The sequence below is a fragment of the Ferrimonas senticii DSM 18821 genome (assembly GCF_000422665.1).
Lineage (GTDB): Bacteria > Pseudomonadota > Gammaproteobacteria > Enterobacterales > Shewanellaceae > Ferrimonas > Ferrimonas senticii.
In genome coordinates this window covers 103,797-121,485 of the sequence record NZ_KE383898.1, presented here as the reverse complement: position 1 = coordinate 121,485, position 17,689 = coordinate 103,797, and the positions used below count along the sequence as shown (strand labels likewise).

The window sequence follows — 17,689 nt, the reverse complement described above, 5'->3', positions numbered from 1 at the left end:
ACTACAGCATAGCAACCGCCAAAGACTAACGCCGTGTTAACATTAAAAAGCCGCTGAAACAGCGGCTTAGATCATAGAGGCTAGCACCAATATTACACTTGGCTGGCAACCCAACGGTCTATCTTGTTTTCCAAAATCGCCATTGGCAGCGAGCCGGAGCTTAGCACCTGATTATGAAACTGGCGCAGATCGAACTTGTCACCCAATTGCGCTTCGGCCTTGGCACGCAGACGCATAATGGTCAGTTGGCCAATTTTGTACGACAACGCCTGCCCTGGAATCGCCATGTAGCGCTCAACCTCGGCAACGACGTCCGATTCGGCCATCGGACTGTTGTCGGTCATATATTGAATCGCCTGTTCACGGCTCCAGCCTTTGGCGTGCAAACCGGTATCAACCACCAAACGCATCGCCCGCAGCATCTCATCGGAAAGCTTACCGAAATACTGATAGGGATCGCTAAACAGCCCCATCTCAATGCCCAACTCCTCAGCATACAGTGCCCAACCTTCAGCAAAGGCGGTATAGCCACCGAAGCGCTGGAAGTCCGGCACATTTTCAAGTTCCTGTTTCAAGGCAATTTGAAAATGATGCCCCGGAGCAGCTTCATGCAGGGATAGCGTCATCATTCCCCACTTCGGCTGCGCTTTTAGGTTGTAGGTATTAACGTAAAAGATCCCAGGGCGACTGCCATCCGGCGCCGGCGATTGGTAACTGGCACCCGCCGCAGATTGTTGGCGGAACTTCTCTACCGGTTTAACGATGTAGTCCGCCTTTGGCATCAAATCAAAGTACTTTGGCAACACCGCATTGATGGTGTTTTTGTATTGGTCGTAACCATCAACCAGATCTTGCTCGTCGCTAAAGAAGAACTGTGGGTCGTTGCCCATATAGTTGAAGAACCCGGCCAAATCGCCATCAAAGCCAACACTCTGACGCACCTTATCCATTTCGCTGCGGATCCGGGCAACCTCATCCAAACCCAGCTGATGGATATTGGCTACCGACATGGTGGTGGTGGTGTGAGTGTTGGCCAAATATTGGTACCAGTCACCACCGTTCGGCAATGCCCCCCAGCCGCTGCTGCTACGCCCCTTGGCCAAATAGTTGCCGGCAATGTGATCTTGCAGTCGCTGAATCGATGGCAGCAGCACTTGGGTTAGCGCCAGTCGATAACGACTGGCTAACGCATCAGCGTCTGCCGCAGTTAGATTCGCCGGTAACTTTTTCAGCGGCCCATACAGCGGACTTTGCTCCAGCGTCATCGAGGTCACGCCATCAAGTTGCACCAGCAACTTGTTGATTAGGGTTTTCGGTAATACCACCCCTTGTGCGCTGCCTTGATTAAGCCGCGCAATCGCGCTGTCTGCCCAGTCGCCAAAATCGTGCATACGACTGATGTAATTGTCGTAGTCCTGCTCGGTCACAAACGGCTGGGCGCTTTGTCCACTGCCAAGCTGGACCATGGTAATAACGCGGTTGTAGAACTGATTTAGCGGTAACAGTTCACTAGCAAACGCATCGCCATCGACCGACATCTGCAACTGATACTCAAGAATGTCGCGACTTAACCGCTGCTGCTCGGTCAAGGTGCTGACATCAACCTTTTGCACCAGTGCTAAGTAACGTTGATTCAGTTGCCGAGTTTTCGCCAAATGCTCATCACTAAGCGGATTAGCCATGCGATTGTTGTATTGGGCGCGGCCAACGTAGGTCCCCCAGAGCGGATTTAGGTCGACCGTATCGTCGAAGTACTGTTGCGCTAACTGATCGAAATCCGGCGCTGGTTGCGCTGCGGCGGTTGCTTGTTCTACCCCTTGGCAGCCGGCCAATGCCAGCAATAACGGCAGTCCAGCTAATTGAATGCGGTTATCCATACCTAATCATTCCCTTTTAGTAAAAAGCCCCGCAATCGCGGGGCTTTTGTTGGTCAGCAGTCGCTTAGCGAACTGAGACTTTATTGCGCTTGGCGGTGTCTTCGATGTAGGTCAACCAACTCTTGGCGTTTTTGGCGGTCTTACTGTCTTTGGTTGCGGCAAAACACGCTTTGTAAGCGGATTTGAACTCACCAAGATAGAAATGCGCCTGCGCCAACAGCATTTGCGCTTCACCGATACTCTTCAGGCCAGTGCCATCCATCGCACTGCGGATCGCCGCCTTAGCTTCTTGATAGCGCTCTTTCTCCATCAATAAGCCTGCTTGGCGCATGTAGTGCTTGGCGTTGTTCGACATCTTGCCAGCTTCACCGTAATAGGTGACCGCTTTGTCGATCTCTTTGGCCTGATGGTAGGTGTTGGCTAACATCGCTACGGTGTTAACGTCGCGCTCGACCATGCCATCTTTGAGGTACTTTTCTTGGATTTTGGCCGACTGTAATGGGATGTCGTTTTGCGCATACAACTGCGCCAACATCTTATATTCGCTGGCTTTTTCCAAATAGCCGTTACGATAGGCAACGTCCATGGTGTAGAGCGACTTTTTGTAGTCTTCGCTCAGCATGTACATTTGCGCTAACTGTACCCAAGAGCGGCCATCCTGCGGGAAGTTGCGGACAATCTCTTCCGCCATCTTGGCGGCATTCTTGTACTGCTTGGTCTCGTAGTAGGCACCCATCTTTAAGCTAAACGGCGCCTTGTTAGGCTTGGTTTGCATCGCGATGGATTTATCAGCAAAGCTGATCGCTTGCGGGTACTGTTTTTTCTCGTAGTAAGCGCTGGCCATCCGCAAGTAGACGTTAACGTCTTCCTTACAGGTAAAGTCCATCCACTGGTTGTAGTAGCTCAATGCATCGTCAAACTTACGCTCAGAGATGCTTAAGTCGGCAATCAGTTTCAGCGCATTAGCGTGATCGCTACCGCCAAGCTGATTGATATCAACCGCCACTTTCAGGTGCTTCATGGCGGTATCCACCTTGCCATCTTTACCGGCATAGAGGCTACCAATCATCCGCGCGACGTAGGCCTTATCAAAATCACTGCTGGTTTTAATCTCCAGCAGGATCTGCAACGCCTGATCCACTTGCTCGTTGCTGTACAACTCGTAAGCCTTTTGGACCTTTTTACCAACGCGCTCAGATACCGCCCGACTCTTACGCTCGTCGATGGGGCACTTGGCCGCCATCGCTGGCGTCGAGATAACCCCAGCGGCGATGCTGAGTAACAGCGCAGGAAGGAGTTTGCTTTTTATCGCCATTATTGTTCCCCCTTAGCCGTTAGCTTTATCCAAGGAGAAGTCCAACCGTACCTGTTGACCCGGCTGTTTCACCGGCTTGCCGTCAACGATTTTCGGCTTGTACTTCCATTTACGTAGGGCGCGACGGGCTTCTTTATCGAACAGTCGACGCGGCTCGGCCTGGATCACCTGAACATCATCCACACCGCCAAGTTCGTTAATGGTAAAGCTGAGGATTACGTAACCCTCTTTACCATCACGAGCGGCCTTAACTGGGTAGCGAGGCTCAATCCGAACGATTGGCGTGGCGTCCCCATCACGGGCCATGGCGTTGCTTGGATCCCCAAGACCGGTATCGATACCACCAAGATCTGGACCTGAGATATTGACCGATACGGCGTCACTTAGATCCGCGGTATCAGGTTCCATCTCAACCGGTTTTGGCGGTTGCTGCGGTGGCTTCGGCGGCTTCGGCTTTGGACGGTCACGATTTTGCGCTTCAGCGTCTTGCCGTTCCATCACAATCTCAATCGGTGGTGTTTCAAACTGGTTGTCGTGGCGCTTTGCACCGCCGCCAACCAGAAACGCCATGAAAGAGAACAAAGCGAAGGTCACCGCAGCACCAATCAGTAGAGCTAACAGTGATCGCAACATATTAATTAGCCTCCGCCGAGACCGAGATTTGGTCAATGCCTGCGGCTTTAACCTGATCCATCACCTTGACCACAATGCCATGCTTGGCTTGTTCGTCGGCTTGGATCATCACTTGTGCTTCAGGAGATTCGGCTAGCATCCGTTCGACGTTTGCGCGTACACGCTGCACATCCACTTCACGCTTTTCCATGTAAACGATGCCGTTTTCATTGATCGCGATGAAGATGTTGGCAGATGGCTTCTTGGAAGCTTGCTGCGCTTTTGGACGGTTTACATCAATACCGGATTCTTTAACGAACGAGGTGGTAACGATAAAGAAGATCAGCATGATGAATACGATGTCCAACATCGGGGTCATGTCGACTTCGGCTTCTTCCACTCCTGCGGAATGCTTTCTACGTGCCATAAAAAACTCTCTTTAATGATGCGGTAGGTTGTCGATCAGCTGCTCAATGGACATCTTCAGACGCGCTTTTAAGCGAGTGCTAAAGAATACTCCAGACAGCGCCGCTACCATGCCCGACATGGTCGGGATGGTGGCCATCGAAATACCACCAGCCATCAGACGTGGGTTACCAGTCCCCTGTACTGCCATCACTTCAAACACCGCAATCATCCCAGTAACGGTACCGAGCAGACCCAGCATTGGGCAGATAGCAACTAGGGTATTGATCAAACCCATACGTGCATTTAATTGTTCTTGTGCCTGGGAAATCCACGCTTCACGGATGCGATGGGCGTACCAGGAAGTACTGTCTTCGCGGGCGTTCCACTTGCCGATAATCTCTTTACGCACGCCTGGAAAGACGAAACTTACGTAAAGGTAGCGTTCAAGCATCAGCACCCACATCAAAAACAGTGCTCCTGCGACCAGCCAGAGTACATCGCCCCCTGTGGCCATGAAGTCCCTGACAGACTCCCAGAGTTCTACCAGGTAAATCATAATTACTTGCCTCGCTGTTCAGCGTGGGCTGCAACGATACCGGCGCTCTGCTTATCCAGCACGTCAGTTACCGCTTTAGCTCGACCAGACACAAAGGCGTGCATCAGCAGCAGTGGCAATGCCGCAACCAGACCCAGTACGGTGGTTACCAGTGCCATCGAGATACCGCCAGCCATGATCTTCGGATCGCCGGTACCAAACAGGGTGATGTCTTGGAAGGTGGCAATCATACCGGTTACGGTACCCAACAGACCCAGCATTGGCGCGATTGCCGCCAGTACTTTGATCAGGTTAACGCCCGATTCAATTCGTGGGGTTTCCTGCAGAATCGCTTCGTCTAGCTTCAGTTCCAGCGTCTCTACGTCAACGTCTTTAGAATCGTGGTAAACCTTGAGGATACGACCCAGAGGGTTGTTGCCAGGGTTGTCGACGTTCTTCATCTGCGAGCGGATCTTCGCAGAAGCCGCAGTCAGAGTCAGGATCTTCCAGATAGCAATCAGCAGACCGAAAGCCAACAGGCCAGCAATGATCTTACCGACGATACCACCGGCTTCGAACTGCTCTTCCAGCGTCGCTTTTTGGGTGTAAACCTGCAGCAGACCGCCACGGGAAGGATCGATAAACACCTGAGTGGTTTCACCTGGGGCAGCGCTCTGGAACTTGCCAACAGTGGCAACTTTGTAGCCTTCAGGCTGCTTTGGCAGCTGCAAAATGGTGCCAGTCTCTGGATTGAAGTTGAGGTACTCGCCGTTGGCCATCAAGGTAAACGCACCAACGCGGGTAACGTCCATCGAGGTCACTTCGCCGGATGAGGAGGTCACGTCGGTGGTGAACTTAACCACCTTGCCCGACTGAGTCATCTCAGTCTGCAGTCCGTACCAAAGCTCTTCCAGTTTTTCGATGGTCGGTAGGTCTTTGGACATCCCCAGCTGCATCATAAACTGGTCACGGCCAGGGTATTGGGCGCTAACCAACGAGCCCGCCAACTGACCAGACATGTCGCCGGCAACCTGACGAACCACCCCAAACATCTCGCCGTAATCGGCGGTGGCGGTAGCCAGATCAGCACTTAAGCGATCGATCTCTTGGTCGTTGTTAGTAAAGGCATCTTGCAAGTCTTTGCCACGCTGCTTTTCCGCCGCCAGATCGGCTTTGGCTTGCTTCAGCAGTGCTTGCTTATCAGCTCGCTCAGAAACGAACTCCGCTTCACGTTGCTTGTTCAAGCGGGCTTCAGACTGACGTTCAGATTGGATCTGGTTAAGCAACTGATCCAAGGTTTGAGTTGCGCTCAACTGAGCATCTGCTGCTACCGCGGTAGCAGAGAAAGTCATAGCGGCTGCCACTACGGCAGTGGTGAATAGTTTTTTCATTATTCTGCACTCTCCGCGGTTTTAACTGGCACACGGAACAAGTCTGGTGCCGCTTGACGACGAGCCATCTTGATCGCGGTGGATACGTTGCGCATAGAATCATCCGACATCGCAGTCCAGTTGCGGCTGTCGTTATCCCATACCCAAGCGTGCTTCTGATCCAGAGATTGCGCCAAGAACACCACTCGGCCCAAGTGGAAGAAATCAACTACGATCTCTTTACCGTCGATGGCCAGCTTGCCTTCGTAGGCGTTCATCTTATTGCCGTACTCGTTTTCAATCTGGTAGGCATCCAGAACCAAACGGTACTTTTCGGAGGTTGATACGTTTGAATCGCCCATTACCTCCTTCAGGCGGGCAACACGAGCGGTACGCTCTTCAATTTCAAACGGTACGTCCAGAGCAACAAACTGCTCCAGCGACTCGATCATGCGGGTCATCAGTGGCACTACGCCTTGCTTGGTGCGCTCGATGCCGTTGATTTGGTTTTGCAGCGATTCAATGCGCTGCTGTTGATCGTTAACCAAGGTAGCAACGTAGTCGTTGTACTCTTTGAGGGTTTCGGTTTCATCCACCACCAAGCGGTACTCATACAGCATGTCTTGAGCCTGATCGTAAAGCTTGTTGACCTTCTGTTGAGACTTAGCAGCATCGGTTTGGATCTGCTTGTCGGCGTTTTGGATATCGGACAGCTTGTCAGCTGCGAAAGAAGTGCCGCTTACAGCGAGGGCGAAAGCCCCGAGTACTGCTGAGGCCAATTTGGTTCTTTTCATCACGGACATAGTTCCCAACCAGTCTTGTTGTGAGTCCAAAGCCCCGAACACATTCCACTGTGTTAGCCCAGCGTGGCGCCGGGGCCAGTCCCTTTGTAGTTGTCGTGCGCCAGATCACACTTTTCAGTGCAATTGCAGGCTTTCGCATGATTCCATAGGGGCGGAAGATGTGTCAAGGATGTTACTGAGGTCACAGATTGAATTATTCTTATTTAGGTTAACGTATATGCGCTTACGGAACAGTGCTTTATGTCGAAATTTATTCCAAATGCATGATTATCAATAAAGATCGTTAAATAGTTTGGATAAAACCCTAATTAATCCACATTTTTTACTTCCGTTAGCGAATCCCAGCAAAGGCAGATGGTCAACCCATACAAACAAAAAAGCCCCAGCAAATGCTGGGGCTTTGGATAAGCCAAACGGCTTAGAACTTCTGGGTTAGACGTACAAAGTAAGTACGGCCAAACAGACGGTAAGTACTCTCATCAGTGTTGCCATTGAACGCTGGCTCGATGTACGGAGGCAATTCGTTGCTCAAGTTCTGGACACCAGCACTGATAACCGTGTTGGTTGGCAGGTTATAGGTGGCTGTCAGATCGTGATAGACCACTGAATCAACCTTGTACTGGTGCTTAGGGCCGTCGGGATTATTCGGATCAACTGGAGTTGTACCCCAGTACAGCAAGTCTTCATAAGTCAGACCTGAAATGTAGTTCGCCGAATATTGAACAGTGAGATCTTCCCAACCGTAACGAGCGATAAAGTTAACTTTATCTTCTGCATAGCTTACGTCGTTGTCAAAACGACCAGCAACGTCCTGCATTTCAAAAGTAAAGGTACCATCGTTATAAGTTTGGTTTTCACGCTCTAAGAAGTGAGTCCACTGCAGGTTCAAGTGCAGTTCACCACCGGCCAATTCAAACTTGTAGTTAGCATCGAAATCAATACCTTTTGCGGTCATCCGCGACAGGTTGGTGAGACGCTCATCAACACGGGTAATTTCACCAGCGCTATCACGGGCAACGTTACCACACAACGATGCTACGCCGCCGAGGTAACAACCATTCAGGCTATCTTTAGCGTCAATTGAAGCGATAACACCATCAATCTCAACCGCCCAGTAATCCAAGGAGAAATCAAAGCCTTCTAAGAACTCCGGCGAATAAGCGATACCAGCAGTGAGGGTATCACCATCTTCGGGTTGCAGATCCGGGTTACCGCCGGCAGCTGCCAACTGCTGTGAATCGTTATTGGCACTACCGCCATCAGGCACACCGTCAGCAGTACAGTAGCCTTGCTGAGTTGGAGTCAGTGAACCCCAGTTGCTGGCACGACATGGGTCACTCGCTGATGGGAATGAATCGATAGATGGACCGTACAAAGAACCGATACCAGGAGCACGGAATACAGTGCCATACGTACCGCGGGCTAACAGGCCAAAGCCGACGTTCCATTCCAAGCCAACTTGATAAGTTGTCTCACCACCAAAGGTGCTGTAATCGTCATAGCGAACGCCCATTGGGATCTCTACACGCTCAGCAAATGGCAGATCTTCCAGCAGCGGAACTCGGAATTCAGCAAAGTACGAAGTTACATCGAACTCGCCGTTGGTTCCTTTGGATTTGTTGCCGGTTACTTCGCCCATGAATTTGCCTGAATCCACCTGAGCTTCCGCTTCCTCTTTGCGATATTCAACACCGAAAGAAGCACCGACTACACCAGCAGGCAGTTCAAACAAATCACCAGACACGAAACCGGTAATCTGTTGCAGAGTGTAATTGCTAGAATCAACCAAAGGAGCGGTGATGTAATCTAGCATCTCTGGAGTGATCGAGCCTGGGCCACCAAACAAGTTCAATGACACACAATCTGCAATTGGGCTGTCTGGAGTACCACAAATGATGTTGCCATCAGCATCTTGGTAAGATGGGCCCATTGCTTTGGCCAAGTTAGGGCCAAACAACTGACCAAAATCGGTATCGGTCTGCTGCGAATAGCCGTAGTTGTAGCTAACGTCATAAGACCAAGTGTCCGTTATCTCGCCTTGGATACCAAGCACTTGTTGGAAGCGCAGGATATCTTGCTCAAAGCTACGACCACCTTCCAGCATACGGCGACGAGAGCGAACGATGTCCTCACCGAATGGGTTGTAGTAGTTGTCCGCAGAGATGCCATTAAATGGTGTACCGTCCGGTAGGATCCCGCTGTAGCCAGGATCGAAACGAGTGTCATAAGGTACGGCGGCCAGTTCTTGAGCAGACTCACGCTTGTTAATGCGCGTTTCACTGTAAATGGTAGTGCTGTCGTTTAGCTCAAAACTGCCTTCCACAAACGCATTAATCTTGGTGTAAGGCGTTTGGATGAAGTTAACCGGAGCGTAGTTGTAGGTGTCGTTGTTTGCACCACTACCGATAAATGGGCGCATATCATCAGCGGTTGCGATGCCGCCATCACATGTACCATTGGTCCACTGAGAACCGTCGGCCAGATAGAAGTTACCACATGGCACTGAACCGGAACCAACAATGATCACGTTGGCGTTATCACCGGTACCAATCAGACCGTTCTGCCAAAACGATTCTTCTGCATCAGCACCCCAAACCTGCCAAGGAAACTGGAAGAAATCGACATCTTCAACATCGCCTTGGTAGACCTCTTCCATTTTGACGTAGTCGACACCAACGACGAAGTTACCTTTATCGAAAGACTTACCAGCAACAATGCTAAAGCTATCTTCGCTGTATTCATCGACGTCGAAAGAACCCTTGGTCTGAAGGCTAATCTCTACACCCTCAAAATCTTTACGGGTGATGATGTTTACCACACCAGCTACCGCATCAGCACCGTAAGTGGCAGATGCCCCATCTTTAAGAATATCAATCCGGTCAATCATTGACGCTGGAATATTCTGGAAATCAGAGCTTACTGGACGGCGACCGTTTACCAGCACCAGTGTGCGAGAAGAGCCAAGACCACGCAGTTCAATAAAGGTGCCGCCGTTACCACCATTGTTAGTGGTGGTCATCGCCGGTGAACCAGACATTACCGCACTCTGTTGCAGGAATTGACCGACATCCTGAATACCTTGAGCAGAAATATCTTCGGCGGTGATTGTGGTAATTGGTGACGCAGTTTCCAAATCAGTACGAGTAATCCGCGAACCGGTTACTGCAATACGTTCAACGCTGTCCGCACCATCTTCTTCCGCAATTACGGAAGGAGCAAATGCTATCGCAGCTGTGCTTGCGCCGGTAATCAACGCATAACGTACCGCTTTAGATACGGTGTTGTTGTTAAGCATGGTTATCTCCCTGGACACTTTTATTGTGTTTATTCCCTAGCCTCGATGACCGCTTACCTACCGAGGGTGTTGTTGGGTTTACCCCAATCTGTCGTGTCCAACTAAACCAGATGCAGAAGATTCGTTCAACCTTTTTGCTACATTTTGGTTACATTAATCAGCCGCTTGCGTATAGAAATAGCGATCGAGCAGGGTTTTGAAATGCAAAAATAAAGCCCAATACAGAAGATATTGGGCTTTACATGCAGTTAATTAAGATAAAAATTCAAAAATAGAATCGCACACCAGCAGCAACCAAGTTTTCTTCATCTTCACCAGAAAAACCAAATTCACTGTTATCCAATTTACCTTCGATAAATACGATCAGTGATTGCTGCCAGCGATAATGCACTCCAGCGATATAAAGTTCGCGTTTAAAGTCGCCGTTCGCTATTTCGTATTGACTATCGTCAGATTGCAGCGAATTCAATCCGCCAATTAGGGTTAAACCATTGGCCAAAGTCCATGACAACAATAACTCTGCCCCTTTAGCATCAAACAGGCGATTATTCTGATCAAGCTCGTGAGCCTCACTCACCGCCGCCGACAGTGCCCCATGAAAGCCCGGTTGATACAGTTGACCGTACGCCAACGTCGCCACAATGGCTTGTTCTTTGGTCACGCCACCGATTCGGCTGGAATCGATGCGGCTGTAGTTAATTGCGCTACCCAAGTACCACTGCTGCCAGTGGTAACCGATGGCAGCGGCATAACTGTCGTCATAAGAGACCATCAGATCGTCATTGGCATCACAACCAACTGCCGGGGTAGCACTGTCACAGCCACTGGGTTCTAACACACTGACTTCGGCTTCGGTACGTGCTTGATATTGCAAAGCGATATCGACGCCATGCCAACTGTTGCGATACTGGATAGCACTGTCGGCGCGGCCGGTCCCAGACAGGCCACCGTCGGTATCAAAGTTGTAGACGCCGAGCGCCAAGCCGCCACTGACCATAAAGTTATCGGTGTATTGGGCAACGTCGTAATAGACGCCCCACTGTTTGCCGGCAGAGAATCGACCGTATTGTTGATGTTTGACAGCGATATAACCTAAACGGTTGAACAGAAAACTGTCTTCGCGGGAAGCTTGAATCGAATCACCGGTTAGGGTGACGCTTTCGCCGGCATCCACTAAGTTAAAGCCCCACTCTAACTTGGCTTCAACCTGCCATTCGGCGCTTAAGGGTCGTAGAAATTGCAGATTGATGCGGGTACTAGAGTCAGCCAAGCGCAGATCACCACCGCCATCAACCAACAACAGTCCTGCATGGCCGCCAAGCTTAATTTGGTTAGCACCATCGTCATAAATAGTGGTGGCTGCTGCCGTCAGACTGGCACAACAGGCAAACAAGCCGATGGATATATCAAGTCGGCGCATAGGGCTCTCCTTCGCAATGGGGCTTACCCAAAAGCTAGGAGGTCACGGGAAAATGGCCAAAAAAAACCACCGCCAGATGGCGGTGGTTTAGAAATCTTAGCTTAAGCGCAGATTAGAAGAATACGCGAGCACCGATGGTAGCGGTATCAACTTGGGCCTTGTTCTCTTCCAGAGCGTCTTGGTAACCAGCGTAAACAACCAAGTTCTTAGCAACAGCGTACTCAGCAACCAGAGCGATAGTCTCGTAGTCTACCTTTGAAGAGTTGTCATCTTCTACGATTTCGTAGTTCAGTGACACGTTCAGACCATTGTCAAAACCGTAAGCAGCCACAGCATCGATCGCGATGGAGTCAGCAAACTCTAGGATGTTTTCTGCTTTGGTGTAGTTAGCCGCAGCGTAAATACCTTTACCGTAGGTACCGTATTTAACGCTCAACAGATCCATTTTCTGCTCTACGGTCGCAACATCACCAGAGATGTGTGCGTAACCCAGAGTCACGCCAGCAACAGAGTACGCTACGCTACCACCGATGCGGTCGTCGATGTTCGCATCTTTGGCGCCTTTCCACTGAACACCAAAGTTCAACGCACCCATGTCACCGAAGTCAAAACCTTTACGGTAAACGATAGAGTCAGAGAAACGGTAGGTATCTTCAACGTTGTACAGGTAATCGTTACCGAAGATGATTGCAGTATCGGTTACAGCAGCTACGTCGTAGAAGGCAGACCATTGCTGACCAACAGAGGCAGAACCAAACTGCTTGGAGTGCAGTGCGATGTAACCCAGACGGTTAGAGAACTGCTCGCCTTCGCTATCAGCAAAGTTCATTGCCCATTCGGTTTTCGCTTCCAGAGTCAGGTCGTCGTTCAGGGCACGCTTGAAAGTGAAGTTGATGCGTGGAGAGTTGTCAGTAACTTCAGTTTCGCCACCTTCTTTTTTCATCAGCGCAACAGAAACGTGGCCACCCATGGCTACGGAGTTCGCGCCGTCGTTGTACAGTTCAACCGCAGATACGGAAGAAGCCATCATCAGAGCCGGGATAGCGGCTGCAAGCAGAGTCTTTTTCATTGGAATGCCTAACCAAATCGAGCAGAAAAAATTCTTTCGCCCCTATCAATTCCTTGGGGACTTTATCTGTCATTCACTTGACGAGTCGGACAGTAACAAAGGCGGGAATAGCGCAAAAGCGAGCAAGCTCACACTTTTCTACTTGCAAGTCGGCTTTAAACAAAAGAAAAACACAGATCACAAATTTCGCACACAAATCATCCACGGCCGCGCTGATAGTCCATGGATAACCGCCATACTCAATAAAATTTTCAGTTAATCAAGCCTCTACAGCGCTGTTATTGGTATGACCAGAGTGATTACGACAATGTAACTAAGCTAAATTGATACTGAATGGCTGAGTTAAAAATCGACAAAGTTAAAAACAACTTATAAGCCAAATCAGCGGCTTGAGCGGTTAATCAGCAATTATCTACGCTGCGGATGGATATAAATCCAATTCGAAATATTAAGCAAAAATGAATATTTCAGTCGCAACCCAATTTGCCGATGGTTACAACCCCAATAACAGCTGCTGGTCAAGCAGCTGTGCAACCGATAAGCCCTGTAATTGCAAAAGCGGTTCGGCGATTGGTGCTAACTGTTTGTCCAAATAGTGCTGGTAGTCAATTTGCAGCCCCGGGGTATCGATGGTGGCGGCGCCTTGGGGGGTGATCCAATAGCGTACCCAACTGCCGCGGCGGTAATGCTCGCGACCTAGGCGCTGATTGGCGTGCACGGCAGCGCGCACGTGGGGGGCATTGGCTTGGTAGTCCGCAATCGGGCGGCGCAACCGCTTTTTGTAGATCAACAACGGATCGCACTCACCCGCCAACAACTGTTGTACTTGTTGTTTAATCAATGGCGCGATCGGCTGATCGTTAAACCACGCCTGATACAACCGTTTTTGAAACTGCCGCGCCAGCGGCGTCCAATCGGAACGGACGGTTTCCATTCCCTTAAATACCAGCTCGAAACTGTTATCGATTTTGCTGGCGATAGCGCCAACATAACGCTTTTTGCTGCCCTGCTGCGAGCCGCGAATGGTTGGCATAAAGAAATGACGGTAATGGCTTTCATATTCCAGCTCGAGCGCGCTGGTCAGCCCTTGTGCCGCCAGCGATGCGGTCCAGTTATTGTTCACCAACTGCACCAAGCGCTGACCAATGGCATCGGCCTGCTCCGCCGCTAAATCATCGCCGACATGAACGAAGGTGGAATCGGTATCGCCGTAGATCACCCGGTAGCCTTCGGCTTCAATCCACGCTTTGGTTTGCTGCATGATCTGATGGCCACGCAGGGTAATCGAACTGGCCAGATGCGGATGGTGGAACCGACAACCGGCGGCACCAAGTACCCCGTAAAAAGAATTCATCAAAATCTTAATTGCCTGCGACAACGGCAGATCCTGATTGGCCTTGGCCAGTTCCCGCAGTTCCGCCAGTTCCGCCACCAATTGCGGCAAGCGATGCTGAGTTCGATGAAAATAGGCGCCACGAAACCCCTCAACCCGGTCTGCTTCGGACGCTATGGCGCCGCAAACCATCCCCATTGGATCGATCAAAAAACTACGAATGATTGACGGATACAAGCTTTTAAAGTCCAGCGTCAACACATTAGCAAAGCGGCCGGGTACCGAATCCATCACATAACCGCCAGGGCTTGGGGCGATGTTACTGTCGGTCAGATCTGGAGCGATGAAGCCAGCGCGGTGTAGTAGCGGTAGGTAACGAAAGGTAAAGGCCGCAACCGAACCGCCAAGGCGGTCAAGTTCAATCCCCGTTAATGCCCCGCGCGCCAAGATAAATGGCAGCAACTTGGTGTGCTGGAATATCCGCCACACCAACTGGCAATCTTTGAGGTTGTAGTGCGCCAGCGCCAATTTATCGTGCTGAAAGTTGTGTTCAATCTCAGCCATGCGATTGTGGTTGTCATCCACCGCTTTGCCCTCGCCCAGCAGCGCTTTGGCGACATTATCGAGGGCGAAGCTCTCGAACTGGTAAAATGCCGCCCGGAGCCATTCGATACCATCAAGCACCAAGCGTCCGGCAATCTGGCATTCACGGCCGGGCCCAGCACGCTGTTGCCATTGCGGCTCACTACCATCGCGGCCCAAACTAAAACGCAGTTGATGCAACTTAGCGCGACGTTCGAGCAACGCCAAATCGAAACTGGCCACCGACCAACCAATGATGGCATCGGGATCGTGCTGCACAAACCAGTCCAACAGGCAGCGCAATAAACTGGCTTCATCGACGACAAACAACAGATAGTCAGGCTGCGATTGCTCGGGTAGTGGTTCACCAACCATATAAACCGTCTGCAAGCGCTTACCAGCGCGATCTTCACCGTACAACCCGATGCTGTACAGCACGCCATCGCGCGAACATTCAACATCCAGCGATACCATGGTAGGCAGATGCGTCGGCGCGGCTGGTTTCGCCGCCACCAGCGCATCATCCAGCAGCCGGAAACGGCCACCACCGCGAATAAAGCGCTCCATCAGGTAGCGATCACAGGGCCGAATGTCCCGTTCCAGTAAACTTAAGCCTTGGCGTTTGGCAAAATCGCCAACCGCCAGCCACAGCGAATGGTCGTAGATATACAGCGCCGCCTGTGGTTGATGATCAAAGTCGGTGGCATCGATGGCTTGAATACGCCAACTGTGGTTGTCATAACGCTCTAATAACGTGTGCCACTGCGGTAACTGGGCCTTAGCAATAAACCCTTGCCAAGGCTGACCATTAACCTGCACACAGCGAGCGCCATCGGCGCAAGCAAGCCAGTAGTGCAACACCGCCCCGTGCGCACTTGGCCGCTGTTCGCGGGTCAAGATCCAACCTTCAACAATTTGTTCTGTCGCCATCTGCCTATTGCCTTTAACCACTGGTAATATGTACAGCCATTTCCCCTAACGCGGCCATCATAGATGCTCAGTGACAAGGTTAAAAGCCATACCCGTACCGCCTACAACAACATTGCCGAGGCGATCCCTAACTTTGTCCGCCGTAAAGAGCAGAACTACCTGATCGCTGAAATCGCCAAAACCTTTGCCGGTAGCTATAGCAAAGAGCGACGGATTGTGGTGTGCCAAGCCGGAACCGGCACCGGTAAGTCTCTGGCTTACTGTTTAGGGGCACTGCCGCTGGCATTGGCACAGGGTAAAAAGATCTGTATCTCCACCGCCACGGTGGCACTGCAAGAGCAGTTGGTGAACAAAGATTTGCCGCTGTTGATGCGCCACTCTGGACTAAATTTTAAGTTTGGCTTGGTCAAAGGTCGCCAGCGTTATGTGTGCCTATCAAAACTGGAACTGCTGGCGGGCGAAGCCGGTGGTGAACAGCAAGCGCTGTTTGAGTCAAAACCCGCCGATGGCGACATCAAAATATTGCAGCGGCTGTACAAGGCCTACTTTGAGGGGCAGTGGGACGGTGAAGTCGATTCGGTGCCAGAGCCGGTGCCAGAGTACCTGTGGCAGCAAATTGCCTCGGACAAGCACAGCTGCAACCGTAATCTGCCAGCGCACCGCCAGTGCCCATTTCATAAAAGCCGGGAAAACCTCGACAGTTGGGATGTGCTGATCATCAACCACAGCTTACTGATGGCCGATTTAGAACTGGGTGGCGGGGTGATCCTGCCCGATCCCGACAGCATGTATTACGTGCTGGACGAAGCCCATCACCTGCCGCAGGTGGCGCGGGATTTCTCCGCCGCCAGCAGCCAACTGAAAGGCTCAATTGACGCCCTTAATAAGCTGGAAAAGCTGGCGCACAAATTAGCGCAAGAGTTGGCTACCGATAAAGCGGCGATCATCGCCGGCGACTTAAGTGAAACCATCGCCGCGCAAACCAGCGGCATCGGCCATCTGCAATCATTCTGCGATAACAACCTGCAGCTGTTTAATAACGAAGATCAGCGCCACCGCTTTGTCGGTGGGGTGCTGCCTGACGCACTAGTCACCCTGGCGGAAAACCTGAAAAAAGCCTCCGCCGAGGCGATCAAGCATCTGAACAAACTGCAGCAGATGTTGATGGAAGCGATCAAAGATGGCGATCTTAAAAGTCATAAAGCCGAACCGTTAGTCGCCGAAACCGGCTACGCGCTGCAACGGCTAGAGGGGCAATACGCCACCTGGTTGATGCTGGCGAAACCGGTGCCGGAGCGTGGCGCCCCACAAGCGCGCTGGATTGATAAGCTCGACGCCAAACGTGACGACTTTATGATCTGCGCCTCACCAATTGAGATTGGCTTTTTGCTGGATGAACTGCTGTGGAGCAAAGCCGCTGGAGTGGCGCTAATGTCAGCCACCTTAATGGCACTTGGCAGCTTTGAACACTACCGTCATCAAGTGGGACTGCGTAGCGACGACGGCACCCGCTTTATCAACCTGCCCTCGCCGTTTAACTACCAAGAGAATGCCACCTTGGTGATCCCGAAGATGGCACTGGAACCAAGCGACGATGGCTTTGGCGATCTACTTAATAAGGTGATCCCAGAACTGCTGGATGAACAGCAGGCCAGTTTGGTGCTGTTTACCTCCTATCGGCAGATGGAAGCGGTGGCAGAATCGCTGCGTCGCTTTAAGCGACTGCCAGTGCTGGTGCAAGGCGAAGCGCCGCGGCAGGACTTAATCGATCAACACAAGCAGCGCATTGACGCTGGTAAGCCATCAATTCTGTTCGGCACCAGCAGCTTTTCTGAGGGGATGGATCTGCCCGGGGATTACCTGACCAACCTGATCATCACCCGCTTGCCGTTCTCGGTACCAACCTCACCGGTGGATCAAGCCCACGCCGAATACGTGCAATCCAAAGGCGGCAATCCGTTTTTGCAGTTAACCGTGCCAGATGCAGCAAAAAAACTGGTGCAAGCCTGCGGTCGTCTGCTGCGAAATGAACAGGACTATGGCACTATCACCATCCTCGACCGACGGCTCGTCAGCAAGCGCTACGGCAGTTCTTTGCTGGAATCGCTGCCACCCTACCGCCGTCACATAGAATATTAAT

Annotated in this window: 12 protein-coding genes; 1 reads left to right on the top strand and 11 read right to left on the bottom strand. The window is 51.3% G+C overall.

What is annotated here, in order from left to right; genetic code table 11:
* Positions 1-92: 92 nt before the first annotated feature.
* The 11 genes from G506_RS19810 to G506_RS0113655 form a co-directional block, all read right to left on the bottom strand.
* Complete coding sequence (locus G506_RS19810; protein ID WP_051202144.1) at positions 93-1,877, bottom strand: DUF885 domain-containing protein; 1,785 nt, start codon at positions 1,875-1,877, stop codon at positions 93-95.
* Positions 1,878-1,941: 64 nt separating this feature from the next.
* Entirely contained in the window at positions 1,942-3,192 is a 1,251-nt protein-coding gene (locus G506_RS0113705) for a tetratricopeptide repeat protein (protein WP_028117350.1), read from the bottom strand.
* A 12-nt stretch (positions 3,193-3,204) separates the two neighbouring features.
* Positions 3,205-3,825: an energy transducer TonB gene (locus G506_RS0113700; RefSeq protein ID WP_028117349.1), complete on the bottom strand. Its 621-nt coding sequence runs from the start codon at positions 3,823-3,825 to the stop codon at positions 3,205-3,207.
* Between the two features lies 1 nt (position 3,826).
* Entirely contained in the window at positions 3,827-4,231 is a 405-nt protein-coding gene (locus G506_RS0113695; RefSeq protein WP_028117348.1) for an ExbD/TolR family protein, read from the bottom strand.
* A gap of 12 nt (positions 4,232-4,243) precedes the next feature.
* The gene (locus G506_RS0113690; RefSeq protein WP_028117347.1) at positions 4,244-4,768 is read right to left on the bottom strand and encodes a MotA/TolQ/ExbB proton channel family protein; all 525 of its coding nucleotides are present in this window, start codon (positions 4,766-4,768) and stop codon (positions 4,244-4,246) included.
* Between the two features lie 2 nt (positions 4,769-4,770).
* Entirely contained in the window at positions 4,771-6,138 is a 1,368-nt protein-coding gene (locus tag G506_RS0113685; protein WP_028117346.1) for a MotA/TolQ/ExbB proton channel family protein, read from the bottom strand.
* Positions 6,138-6,911, bottom strand: a complete 774-nt coding sequence (locus G506_RS0113680; protein WP_084631401.1) for a DUF3450 domain-containing protein — start codon at positions 6,909-6,911, stop codon at positions 6,138-6,140. Before G506_RS0113680 ends, G506_RS0113685 begins: the two co-directional genes overlap by 1 nt.
* 427 nt (positions 6,912-7,338) lie before the next feature.
* Positions 7,339-10,215, bottom strand: a complete 2,877-nt coding sequence (locus G506_RS0113675; protein WP_028117344.1) for a TonB-dependent receptor domain-containing protein — start codon at positions 10,213-10,215, stop codon at positions 7,339-7,341.
* A 265-nt stretch (positions 10,216-10,480) separates the two neighbouring features.
* Entirely contained in the window at positions 10,481-11,635 is a 1,155-nt protein-coding gene (locus G506_RS0113670; protein ID WP_028117343.1) for a porin, read from the bottom strand.
* Between the two features lie 112 nt (positions 11,636-11,747).
* On the bottom strand, positions 11,748-12,704 hold the full coding sequence (locus G506_RS0113665; RefSeq protein WP_028117342.1) for a porin: 957 nt from the start codon (positions 12,702-12,704) through the stop codon (positions 11,748-11,750).
* 493 nt (positions 12,705-13,197) lie between these two features.
* Complete coding sequence (locus G506_RS0113655; RefSeq protein ID WP_028117340.1) at positions 13,198-15,549, bottom strand: DNA polymerase II; 2,352 nt, start codon at positions 15,547-15,549, stop codon at positions 13,198-13,200.
* A gap of 63 nt (positions 15,550-15,612) precedes the next feature.
* Between G506_RS0113655 and dinG the strand changes: the two genes are divergently transcribed.
* Entirely contained in the window at positions 15,613-17,688 is a 2,076-nt protein-coding gene (dinG, locus tag G506_RS0113650) for an ATP-dependent DNA helicase DinG (RefSeq protein ID WP_028117339.1), read from the top strand.
* The last annotated feature ends 1 nt before the right edge of the window (position 17,689 follow it).